At 40.8% G+C, this 11,614-nt stretch carries 7 protein-coding genes and 1 tRNA gene; 4 read left to right on the top strand and 4 right to left on the bottom strand.

Translation table 11 applies throughout. The annotated features are described in order from the left end of the window. Positions 1–36 precede the first annotated feature (36 nt). Positions 37–1,116 carry a choice-of-anchor Q domain-containing protein gene (locus H6G17_RS07205; protein ID WP_192155600.1) on the bottom strand — a complete coding sequence of 360 codons (1,080 nt, stop codon included), beginning with the start codon at positions 1,114–1,116 and terminating at the stop codon, positions 37–39. Positions 1,117–1,521: 405 nt separating this feature from the next. On the opposite strand from H6G17_RS07205, the gene gshA reads away from it, so the two are divergent. From gshA to H6G17_RS07190, 3 genes are all read left to right on the top strand, one after another. Continuing rightward, positions 1,522–2,676, top strand: a complete 1,155-nt coding sequence (gene gshA, locus H6G17_RS07200; RefSeq protein ID WP_192155598.1) for a glutamate--cysteine ligase — start codon at positions 1,522–1,524, stop codon at positions 2,674–2,676. A gap of 224 nt (positions 2,677–2,900) precedes the next feature. Beyond that, positions 2,901–3,365, top strand: coding sequence for a tRNA (cytidine(34)-2'-O)-methyltransferase (locus tag H6G17_RS07195; protein WP_192155596.1), 465 nt, complete (start codon positions 2,901–2,903; stop codon positions 3,363–3,365). Between the two features lie 848 nt (positions 3,366–4,213). Beyond that, positions 4,214–6,112, top strand: a complete 1,899-nt coding sequence (locus tag H6G17_RS07190; RefSeq protein ID WP_192155594.1) for a peptidoglycan DD-metalloendopeptidase family protein — start codon at positions 4,214–4,216, stop codon at positions 6,110–6,112. Between the two features lie 33 nt (positions 6,113–6,145). Here H6G17_RS07190 and H6G17_RS07185 read toward each other — a convergent pair whose 3' ends face one another. After that, positions 6,146–7,225 (bottom strand): MraY family glycosyltransferase, encoded by a 1,080-nt coding sequence (locus H6G17_RS07185; protein ID WP_192155592.1) that lies wholly within the window; start codon positions 7,223–7,225, stop codon positions 6,146–6,148. 233 nt (positions 7,226–7,458) lie between these two features. Between H6G17_RS07185 and H6G17_RS07180 the strand changes: the two genes are divergently transcribed. Further along, positions 7,459–7,532 (top strand) — tRNA-Met (locus tag H6G17_RS07180). A 140-nt stretch (positions 7,533–7,672) separates the two neighbouring features. On the opposite strand, the gene H6G17_RS07175 is transcribed toward H6G17_RS07180, so the two are convergent. Together H6G17_RS07175 and H6G17_RS07170 are read right to left on the bottom strand one after the other, a co-directional pair. Then, on the bottom strand, positions 7,673–9,850 hold the full coding sequence (locus H6G17_RS07175; protein WP_192155590.1) for a hypothetical protein: 2,178 nt from the start codon (positions 9,848–9,850) through the stop codon (positions 7,673–7,675). A gap of 42 nt (positions 9,851–9,892) precedes the next feature. Next, on the bottom strand, positions 9,893–11,596 hold the full coding sequence (locus H6G17_RS07170; RefSeq protein WP_206757146.1) for a hypothetical protein: 1,704 nt from the start codon (positions 11,594–11,596) through the stop codon (positions 9,893–9,895). Positions 11,597–11,614: the final 18 nt, after the last annotated feature.

Below are 11,614 nucleotides of genomic sequence, written 5' to 3'. Positions count from 1 at the left end.
CTACATCATTGGTATTTCATCCAATTGAAACGGCTATTAATTAGTAATTGTGTCAACTCCCTCTGCTGGAGGTGCGAGATACTCGTATGCACCCACATCGCATACAGCAATACCATCTCTGTTTCCGTCCAGAGGTCGAGTCATACCACGTTGATCGGTACTCTGGCATTGTTCGTCAATCCCGCGATCGATTGCCGGACTCTCAGCGGAGATTGGCAAGATATCATTATCGTCACGTCCGCCTAGTACGATCTCAACGTTACTTCGGCTGGTAGGAAAGCCACAGGTTGCATCACTTGACAGGTTACCACCAAGATCGACAATCGTGCCGTCGCAATTATCACCCTCATAGTTATTTGCTACCAGCGAATTCTTTAACTGAATCGTACCAGTATTGGCAATTCCACCACCACTCGTTGCCGAGCGGAAAGACTGATTGTTAGCGATCGTGCTATTGTACACATCCATCGTGCCGAGGTTTTCAATCCCCCCACCTGCACCAGATGTAGAGTTTCCCACAATCGTTACGTTCACGAGTGTCGCTTTGCCGGTACTCGCATTGGTAATTCCACCACCACCCCAAGCATTACCATACCTCCAGTTAATAGAACTTGCTCTGACTGTGCTGTCAACTAAAATCAGTGTCCCGTGGTTGTGAATACCCCCACCGTGGGAGTGACTGGCAAAGCCAGGGGTTGCATCACCCCACTGTACTGTGACTTTACCAATGTAGGCAAAGCCAGTGTCAGCGATATCAAACACGCGACTTTTCAACATGCCATCCAGTTTTGTTTTCCCAGAACCCGCACCAGTCAGGGTTAAGTTTTTGGTGATATCTAAGTGTCCCTGACTCAGTTCGTACAAACCTGCTGGTACGGTGACAGCACGGTTGACTGCCTGACCTTCCTGTACTGCGGCGCGTAACGTACAGAGGCGGGAAGGATTGGAAATACAATTCCCATCACCTATATTCCCGTCCGGTTCATCTAAGATGCTATTAACTGTAAAAATTTGTCTTTCTTGAGATAGAACCGTTTGAGGTAGAATAGCAAGTCCGCAAACCATAATTACAATTAATGCATAGCGTAGCCATCGAAATCGTTTCGTTTTTCGCATAAGTTTCTCCAACGAGCTAATGAAGACTCGCAAACTAGAGTTTTTGCAAGCAAAGCGGGAGTAATGGCAGACAAGCCTCATTTATTCGCGCTATTCATCAACTGCTGACAGCGATCCGCAGCTCATTTCCTGAAAAGCGATATGATTCTTTATAGAGGAGTCAATACGAGGTGGTTAGATCTATGGTGATAGCAAGGTTAAACCGCCATCTAAGGATTCCAGGGGTGTTCTTCCTGCTGCCTTCTTGCATTCAACCAAAGATATAACTGCACCTAACTACGGATAGAAGCTCTGTCATGTCAAACTAACGCAGGTATTGAACTTTCGGGCAGATGCAAAGTTTTGCCGCTGCTAGATACACTTAGTTAGTGGAAGAATTACTCACTGCAAGCCGAGGAGAATCAAGTGCTGCTATCAAAAGGCTTTGAAATTGAAATGTACACGGGGACACCATCGGGTGATGTCGTCGGTCTTTCAGACAAAATCGTGGCAAATTTAGAGGGTAATTTTGCCAAAGAGCCAGATAGCCGTAACGTAGAGTATATAACGTCTCCCTCAACTCAATACGAAAGACAGTTATGCGAACTACTGCGCCCTCGGCGCAAAATACGGGAATATCTCCAGCGATTGGGTAACTACACGTTTATTCCTGGTAGTACTTTATCTTTGGGGGGGAGCGATCGCTTCTACCGTTCCGACCCGAATAACCCATACCATGAATATATTGAAAAGACCTACGGTACTACAGTTGTTACTGCTAGCGTTCATATCAATGTTGGGATTGAAGATCCAGAAGCACTCTTACGGGCGTGTCGTCTGATCCGCGTCGAAGCACCTCTGTACCTCGCCCTCAGTGCCTCCTCTCCTTTTATTGACGGCGAACCTACTGGTTATCACTCCACCCGTTGGGCAGTTTTTCCTCAAACTCCCGCGCACGTCCCCCTGTTTGAAAGCCACGCTCATCATATTCGTTGGGTTGAGGAACAGTTAGCCGCAGGGACAATGCAGAGCGTGCGCCATCTTTGGGCATCGGTAAGACCGAATGGCGATCGCCGCCCTTACGACCTCAACCGTTTAGAATTAAGAATCTGCGATCTCGTCACCGATCCGATTGCTTTATTAAGTATTACTGCCTTACTAGAAGCGCGGCTGTGCCAACTCATAGCAGATCCACAACTCGATCCGCTAGAAATGAGTACCCTACCAGCAACAACCCGCGCTGAAGATTTGTTGACAATTACTGCTGCTAACGAGAGTGCCGTCGCCCGCTCTAGCCTCGACGCTCAGCTAACTCATTGGCAAGACGGCAGAAAAATCTTAGCGAGAGACTGGATTGAAGAAGTTTATCAAGAAGTCTGGGCGATCGCCAAGCAAAACGGCTTCAATTGTTTTCTTTCTCCCGTACAAAAAATTCTGCGCGAGGGTAACACCGCTCAGCAGTGGTTGAAACTTCATGCGTACGGCTTTGAGCCAAGAAGCATTATCATGCAATCTATTCAAGCAATGAGCGATCGCGAGTTAGAACTGGAAGATAAGCTCTGTTCGTCGGCAATGGTGTAGTACATTAGTCACTCGTCATTTGTCATTTGTTATTGGTAGAACAAATGACAAATGACGAGTGACAAGTGACAAATAAATGTTAAGAATTTTTAATCATTTATTTTCGATTTACATTTATTTAAAAAAACTATATATTTATGAATCTGAAGCCAAATTGTGCTATTGAGAGGACAGCATCTCAATTCAACGTTTTGACTTTTGACTTTCGACTTTTGACTTTTTAAATGCCTCAACTCGTTTTGGTTCACCCGCAAATTCCTCCCAATACTGGAAACATTGCCCGTACCTGTGCGGCGACAGGGACAGAATTACATTTGGTTGCACCGTTGGGTTTTGAAATTAGCGATCGCTATTTGAAACGAGCTGGCTTAGACTACTGGCAATATGTCAACTTGCATTACCACGAATCTCTAGACAGCTTCAAAACCTATTATCTAGAGCGCGGGGGACGCTGGGTTGGCTTTAGCGTTAAAGGTGAATCGAACTACATCGAATACCAATTTCAGGCTGACGATTGGTTGCTATTCGGTAGCGAAACAACTGGATTACCTCCAGCCGTCCTCTCTGCTTGTCACGCTAGAGTTTACATTCCTATGGCTCAAACTGGCGTTCGCAGTCTAAACCTTTCTGTCAGCGTCGCCATTGGTCTGTTTGAAGCCCGTCGGCAATTAGGATATTTGAGGGCATAGGGAGCAGTGACCAGTTACCAGCGTCGGTTACCAGTGACCAGTATCTCCCTCAGCCACCTCAGCTACCTCAGCTCTCTTTTCACGCACCACGCATCACTGCCAACTACCAACTACCACAGATAACTGATAACTGACAACTGACTTACGTATATTCTCTGATTTTTTTGACTCTAAGCTAAATAAAAGTATTTTTTTTTACAGCTATTTTTAATAAATTCTCATCATCAGCTTTTCAGTCTTGAGATAGATATAAGAAATTTTTATAGATTCTTTGACTAAAATCTCTTCTTCGATGATACATTTTCTTCATTATTCATCTGTCTTGTTATGGAAGATTGACAGCTCCCATAGGAAGATAAATTGAGGATTTGAGTCTTTGTACTCAGAGTTAAGCCTTGGCTGTGTAGCTCGCAGTTTTGGTAAAATGCAACACTTGTTGGCTTACAGGAATTGACTTAAATTGACTATGTGTAATAGAGAACACAAGTAATATGACTCAATACATTGGCGTAATCTTTTTCTAAAGAAATGTTAAATAGCGGTAAAAGAAAAAATAGATATGCCAAAACAAAAAATGCCTATATTCTGGGCAGTTCTTACTCCTTAAGTAGAAATCGCCCAACTGTAGTATATTGAGCAGACTGGAGACAACGTTAATTTTTTTTGCCAATAGGCTGTAAGCTTGTTTAAATCAAAAATGCCTAGTAAGCTTGCCTCAGCATATTTATCTCAGCATGAAAAACTGGATTTGATAACACTCAAAACCATCGTGTAGTAGTATCGCAATTGCGATCGCCAGAGCAAATGAACAGAGGTAGTTAAGCGCTATTCCAGACAGGAGGTCATTGTTGAAACAAACGTGGGCAAAAGATCGAGCAGATCGAGCCTCTAAAGCCAAGCGGCAAGTGCGGACTTCAGCCGCCACGATCGGCATTATTTTCTCAGCCGGAGCGTCCAATCTGCTATTGACCCAAATCAGTAATAGCGCTCCAGCCATAACCGTAAATCAGCCTTCGCTCAGTCAAATGCCGATAGCAACTAGAGCGAGCTTAACCATTAGCAGCATTGGTGTGCCAACAGGAATCGCGGCAACCGTGCCTTTAGCATTCACTCGAAGTCATAGTAACGCGATACAGTTATTTGAGCCTGTAGCCAAGCAACCAACAGAGAAAACAGCCAAAGTTTTACAAGCTTTGCGAGTCAATCGCCTGATTCGCCAGCTCAAGGCAAGTAAAATTACCGTATCAACAGCAGCGTTAGTATCTCAACTAGACGAGCGAGAAGCAGCGATCGCCAGACAAAGATGGTCGATCGATCGCCTGAGACAGAAATTGAATCGCTTGGAAGAAGATAGTTCGGCGGAGTTGGGGTTTGAGGAGTGGCAAGCATCGGCAGGGACATCGAGCCAGGAACAAATGGGGGCGTCGCTAGCAAGCGATCCTGGGCTACAACCCGCAGTGTCTCTACTAGCATTCCATCCTCAGTTACAAACTCCACAGTCAACACATGGTAATGCAAGTGGGGAGGCAATGCCTTACGTACTGGAGGCAATGCCTGAAGCTCGAAGCATGTCTTTGGCACAAACGCACACAGTGGCAAGTCTGCCAAAAATAGCGGTCGATCGCCCAATGGTACTAGTCCCCTTACAGGCACTTAGCTACAAGGTAAAAGCCGGAGACACGCTGAGTGCGATCGCGCAACAACACAGACTACCACTGACAACTCTCATTACCGCCAACAAATTAGCCGATCCCAACCGCATTCAGATCGCCCAACAGCTGATCGTGCCAATTTCGCCATCAAAGGGAAGTGAGAGCCAGCAGCCAATAACAGCAGCTCTGGAAAACAATACTAATGCTGGTATGGGTGGCAACATTTCTGAAGATGATTCGGTTGTGGAAGCCAATCCTCAAGGGATAGCGGAAATTCAGCGGCAGCAATCAGCAAAAGCCGAACAAGCACAGTTGAGCGATCGCTACGTCCAAAATTTACGTAGTGATATCGATAAATTACAGCAGAGATATCGCACCCAGCCATTGCTGAGTCAAGCAACACTAGCAGAACAACCTGCTGCCAAGACGAGTGGCGATCGCTTGTTGCGGAAGCTACGTCAGATTGCATCTATCGAACTTAAAACAGACCAAAACTTCAATTCCAAACAAGCAAGCAAGACTTTACAAGTAGAAGCACCAAAACAGCCGCAGCGTTCAGTGCAACCAACTGAAGATGAAAGTGACGATAGCTTGGCAACAGCACCGATTGGTAGAGATGCAACAGATTCGCTCCAATCAATTCAGCAACGAAACGTATCGCCAGCATTACCACCTTTAGATTCAGCAGATACCTATTTACCCAAACCGACAATTTCCAAAAAGGGCTTCATGTGGCCTGCTAGAGGAAAACTTTCTTCCGGGTATGGCTATCGTTGGGGGAGGATGCATCGGGGAATTGACATTGCTGCTCCGGTGGGGACACCTATTTTTGCGGCTGCGGCTGGAGTCGTCATCAAGTCAGGTTGGAACTCTGGCGGCTACGGCAATATGGTTGATATTCAACACACAGATGGTACGGTCACTCGCTATGCCCACAACAAGCGATTGCTCGTCCACAAAGGTCAAACAGTATACCAAGGGCAGCAGATTTCCGAGATGGGTAATACAGGTTTTAGTACCGGTCCTCACCTACACTTTGAAATTCATCCACTAGGTAAAAAAGCAGTTAATCCAATTGCTTTTTTACCTCGATGAAGGGAGTCAGTTATCAGTTACTGATAACTGACTTCATACCTTCCTAATTCTTTGCCAGATGGTGAAGCTTAGAAGTGCGACAATGCTGAGCATAGTCATCAAGATAGCAAGAGGGGTCATACCTTGTAATTTCATTGCTAAACAATTCGCGATCGCGGTGAAAGACCATAGCGAAAGCGCCGTAGCTCGTTGCGATAAGCCAGTAGCCAACAAGCGGTGATGTAGATGGTCTTTACCAGGAGTACTCAGAGGATTTTTCCCCGCCATCAACCGCAGGACAAACACCTGAGTTGTGTCAATGACTGGTAGCAGCAGAAATAGGATTGTTGGTACTAAAGCAAATACAGTATTAACTTTTAAGCTACCTAAAATTGCGGTAGCCGCTAGCACGTAGCCAAAAAAATAAGCTCCAGCGTCTCCCATGATGATACGGGAAGGATGAAAGTTATGACGTAGAAATCCTAGTGCTGAGCCTCCCAATGCTGCTAAGAGTAAAGTTGCTGCGGCTCGAGTGGCAAATTGTGCCGAGACCGCTAGTAGGCTCATAGAAGTGATAAAGCTGACTCCTCCTACTAAACCGTCAATTCCATCCATCAAGTTAATTGCATTCGTAATTCCAACTACCCACAGTACGGTAATCAGAGTCGAAAGTAACGGATCGATTGGTGGAAATATTCTAGCTTCGATGCGGATATCGCTAGCAATGAGCAAAAAAGCTGTCAGAATTTGTACGGACAAGCGTACCCAAGGTGGCAAGCCGAATTGGTCATCGATGAATCCTACTAAAACTAAAATCGAGCCTCCTAACAAGATTGTTAGTACCTCAGCTAGCACTCCTTCAATAACTATGGGGCGCAAAAGCGTTGCCAATACTAAAGCAGCTAACACTCCAGTATAAATTACCAAACCACCAGCATTAGGCAAAGGTTCGCGGTTGAGCCGTCGTTCGTTAGGCTGGTCTGCCCAACCTACTTTTAAAGCGAACGATCGCACTTCTGGCATTAATTGCCAAGTGACTATCCATGCCAACACAAAGGTAAACATGACTGATAGCCAACCATAACCATATGGGCTGGCGATCCCGATAGATTGGAGGAAGCCGTAGATGTTCATCTTTTTTAATCCAATCCTTAATCATAAGGATGAATACGAGCAGCAACAGTATAGTTCAGACTTGCTAAAAAGCTACATCTGTGTTTATGCTCATGCCAATTTAACAGATAGAGAAATTTCGGTGTCCTCTCAATTTAAATCGAGATTGGATCGAAATCGATCCTAGCTTCAGAATTTTGTCAGAAAGTACGATTAGCGATCGATATGTTAGTATAGTTAAGCGTCAAAAATCTGGCTCAGTAGCTCAGTTGGTTAGAGCAGGGGACTCATAAGCCCAAGGTCGGCAGTTCAAATCTGCCTTGAGCCATCGGAAAAAACTAGATAGAGCAAGGCTTTCAGCCTAATAGTTGCAGTTGAAGATTTATTAAATCTTAGCTGTGACTATTGCTTTACGCACGATTACTGGTAAAGATTTGCGTGGAATTTCAGAAATTATCCCTAGAGGAATCAGATCTGAAGTGATAAGAAATTTATTTCTATGGTTGATGAGTACAAGAGAGAATTAGTTGCATGGAACCTGAATGACTGGACTGGAGCGGGTAATTGTCTGCGAAAGAAAGACAAAGCTTCATTGTCATCTTTAGGTAGGTGACTAACTATAACACCGTTTTCTGAATTCTCAGGAATAATTCTGTAGTCTCGTTTGCTACCATCTGCATAAGTTACTTGCATAGTTACAGGTGGACTTCTAAACAAGCTTTTATAGATTTTCCCAAAGAGAGAATACGTAAATTTAACTTTTGCAAGAATTATAGAGCGATCGCTTGCTTCTACATGCTGAGAATTATTCCAACGTACAGTTGACATTTTACTTGTTGAAACACTTGAAGAACATCCACTCGAAAGAAGCTTTTCTAAAAGCAACAAGTTTGTTGGATAAGAAAATTTATTTGGTTCGACAGACTTAGGTAGATAAGAATTTAACTTGTAGTTACAAAAAATATAAGCAAAAGTTCTAGGTTCATCAAAAAAAGGATGTCTACCATCTATGGCAGAAAAATCATAGAAGATATAGTCTCTCGGCTCTGCTGATAAGCTTTTAAAGTTGATGTTATCAAGAGCAGTTGTATAAGCTGAGTAAGATTGAAATATTGGTCGCGGCTTCCAGTTGAGATTATTGGCTGCTACTAATGATATTTCCCAAGGAACAATATCAATTTTTTTATCTTCTACTATGCTTGTCATGCTAGCAGGTAATTTTTCGGCAGCTAAATTATTGTTGCTATTTGCTTGTACGCTAGCCTGTAATGAACTTAGATTAAATATATGTGATAAATTGGCGATTGCCTTATCTGGAGTAATAGAGCGAGGACTACTAACTCCTATTGGAATCCAAAATATCAAAGCTATAATTAAAACACAAAAATAGAGTAGATACGAAAACTTTTGAAGGCGAACTACTCTGAGTTTTGGTATAGATAATGAAACTACAATCAGCGTACACCAACTAAAAATGACGATGTGATTGACACTATGACGGACAAACCCATGTTTAAAAGCTAAAAATAAACATAGAAATAAAGCTAATGCGAAACCAAGATTTCCGGCTCTTGCTACTAAAACTAAAAGAAGAGATATCAAAGCTAGTTCTGAAACTGCAAGAATTAATTCTCGCCTAGAACCAACAAGGCTCATTGCACTAGAATAGTTAGATGCTACATCTAAAGAATTTTTTAAATAGTCTACTAATGAAGGATGAGAGGAAAAAATTGTTACAACAAGACAAAGACAATAAATTACATAAAATACGTACCAGCTAACAGCCCGACTATGGAACCTACTACTTAAATCTCTACTCGCGATCGTTTTTTCGCCCGCTTTATCAATAACTTTACGTGCTAGCCTTAGCTGAATAAACCAAGCTAGTACTCCACCAGTACCAGATAAAACAAGACAAACTAGTATTTTATGGAGGTTTGATATATAGAAATCTGGAGACAATAATATAAATGATACGGATATGGCAGCTAATAATGAATCAAGTAAGGCAAAGAAACTAACAAGGTAATTTGAGTTTTTCTTAATAGCACTAAAAAAGCTGCCAAAAAAAAATAAGCATAGAGAACCAGCAGTAGCAATTCCAAGAGTGAACTTGGTTAATAGGCAGAAACCAGCAAAAGCTCCTAAACTTACAGCGCACCATCTCGTTAACTTTATAGGTAAGTTATCAACTATAGATAAAATGATTAAAAATATAAATAGAATTTGGTAGTCTGTTGATATATTTTGATAAGTTACAGATATATTAATCGAAACAAGTAATAACCAGCTTGAGAATATTGCTAATTTCTGTAGTTTCGTTTTTAGCTTTGCTATTTTTAAAGATACCGCTACAAACAAAATCAAATATACAATAAAACGAAATTTTGTTACCGTAATAAAATTTTGCTCTAACGCTGCTCCATGAACTAAGTATCCCAACGGACCATATGTGAATATAATATCTTTTCCAAAAATAAGTTTGTCTATTGCTGCACGGCTAATTGCATATTGCCAAGATAACTCTAAATCTGTTCCTAGACTATTTGGTATTGGTATAAAAATTGCAAAACAATATAATAGTCCTATTATCCAAAGTATAGGATATAGAGAAATCCTATTTCCTTTAAAAGTAATTTTTTGCATGTTCTCAGTATTGAATATATAGCATTAACAAAGAAAGATAATTTACTCCACCACATTGACTTGGAGTTCACCATCTAATTTGATAAATTGCTTATCCATAGGTTCATATACCCAAGCTTTAATTACGGTTTCTCCAAGTGGCAAAAATCTAGTTGAAATATTAGCCGTCCATCTGATTTTAGTGATGCGATTAAAATTGAAAGCTTGAGCAATGTTAGAACTACCTGAGTTTACAAGCACATCAGTAAAAAATGATTTATTACTACCATAAGAAAATAGTACTATTTTCGGAGTTTGTTGACTATTCGGTAGCATACACCAGCCTCTCAAACTTATACTTCCATTCCTACTAGTTGTTATAGAGTTTCTTATTGTAGAGGGATATTCTATACTCCCATAGCTCTCGTTTGGCTTAGTGATGAAAGATATGTCTTTTGGAAACTCTCTTAAACCTATCTCCTCTAATGTTTTTGCATAATTTTTTAGCTGACTAGTAAAAGAAAGTGGGAGCAAACCTTCAAAACACTTATGTTCAGTTCCTTCTATAAAATTTATTAACTCTAAGCAAGTCTCCCCAGCTTGTCTTTGTAAATGAAGAGAACTTATTGGAGGGAGTTGATTAATAGAATTCATCAGAAAAAGACCTATCACAATTCCAATAATAAAACTATTGTTTGATAAAAATATTTGCAGTAAATGGATGGTAGAAATAATTAGTAATATTGAAGAGGTTATATATTTCACTGACATTGCATGTCCAACTCCATAGCCTGCTCTACCTAAAGTAGTTACGAAAGCGAAGAGAATTGCAAATAGACCTATTGATATCCAAGATGCTACTTCTAAATCTATGTTTAACGTGAAATTAGTTTTTTTGACAAAATGAAATGTTAAGAATAGAAAAACTCCGAAAAATATTATTCCTGCGAGCGTGGGAAGAATAGCCTTGTATATAAGTGGAGTTCCTAGAAGAGTAAAAAAGTAATGTAAAGTCGCTAATGGATTTTTGAGAAAGAAAAGCGTTGTGGGATGGTGGTTTGGTTTATGATAATTAATAAAATAAGCAACAAAGTTTACTAGAAATAGTAATAGCCATATTGTAATTCTTGTCTTTTTCTGTCTAGCATTTCCTTTAATAGAAACTATTGAAGGTATTACAGCTAACCAAGTTAGCAAGCCATGCGCTAGAGAAAAACTAGCTATAGAACAAGGTATTGCAGCCAAATATAATCTTTTTGGATATTTATTTGATAAAGAAATAATTAGGACAGCTATCGCTAAACAAGTATTAACTAAGAACCATGCTAATTGAAATCCCCATAACCAGTTTTCATACTGAACTATAGAAAATAGCAAAATGCAGGTTAAAATATTAGTTAAATGCTTTGAAATGTGGAGATTCCTCTTTGCATTCAAAGTCGAAATTTTGTAAAATACCAAAAAAGTTATTGCCACCAAAAATACACTGAAATACGATTCGTATCTAATATTCCATTTAGACACAAAAGCCAAACTAGTATATATAATCTTTGGAAATAATATGCGATGTTCGTTATGCTGAACAAAAAAATCTACAAAACCCACTCTTCCTTTAATGATTTTTTCAAACAAGTTGACTAAACTCCATTGATCCCAGAACGGAGCATTTACGCTAAAAATAGCTATAAAACATAGAGTAACTGTAGGCGGTATGAGATATACTAATAATAATGGTATGTTGAATTTAGAAATTGTAGTTTTGTACATAAAAATTATTTTTAAAAG

Origin of the sequence: Chroococcidiopsis sp. [FACHB-1243] (genome assembly GCF_014696895.1) — a bacterium.
Lineage (GTDB): Bacteria > Cyanobacteriota > Cyanobacteriia > Cyanobacteriales > Chroococcidiopsidaceae > Chroococcidiopsis.
Note: the sequence above shows the minus strand (reverse complement) of the source record. Positions and strands in the feature narration are given on the sequence as shown.

What these genes read in the sequence shown, in the direction of transcription:
- H6G17_RS07205 (WP_192155600.1), bottom strand. Translation starts at nt 1,116, where the DNA reads ATGCGAAAAACGAAACGATTTCGATGGCTACGCTATGCATTAATTGTA.
- H6G17_RS07195 (WP_192155596.1), top strand. Translation starts at nt 2,901, where the DNA reads ATGCCTCAACTCGTTTTGGTTCACCCGCAAATTCCTCCCAATACTGGA.
- H6G17_RS07185 (WP_192155592.1), bottom strand. Translation starts at nt 7,225, where the DNA reads ATGAACATCTACGGCTTCCTCCAATCTATCGGGATCGCCAGCCCATAT.
- H6G17_RS07175 (WP_192155590.1), bottom strand. Translation starts at nt 9,850, where the DNA reads ATGCAAAAAATTACTTTTAAAGGAAATAGGATTTCTCTATATCCTATA.
- H6G17_RS07170 (WP_206757146.1), bottom strand. Translation starts at nt 11,596, where the DNA reads ATGTACAAAACTACAATTTCTAAATTCAACATACCATTATTATTAGTA.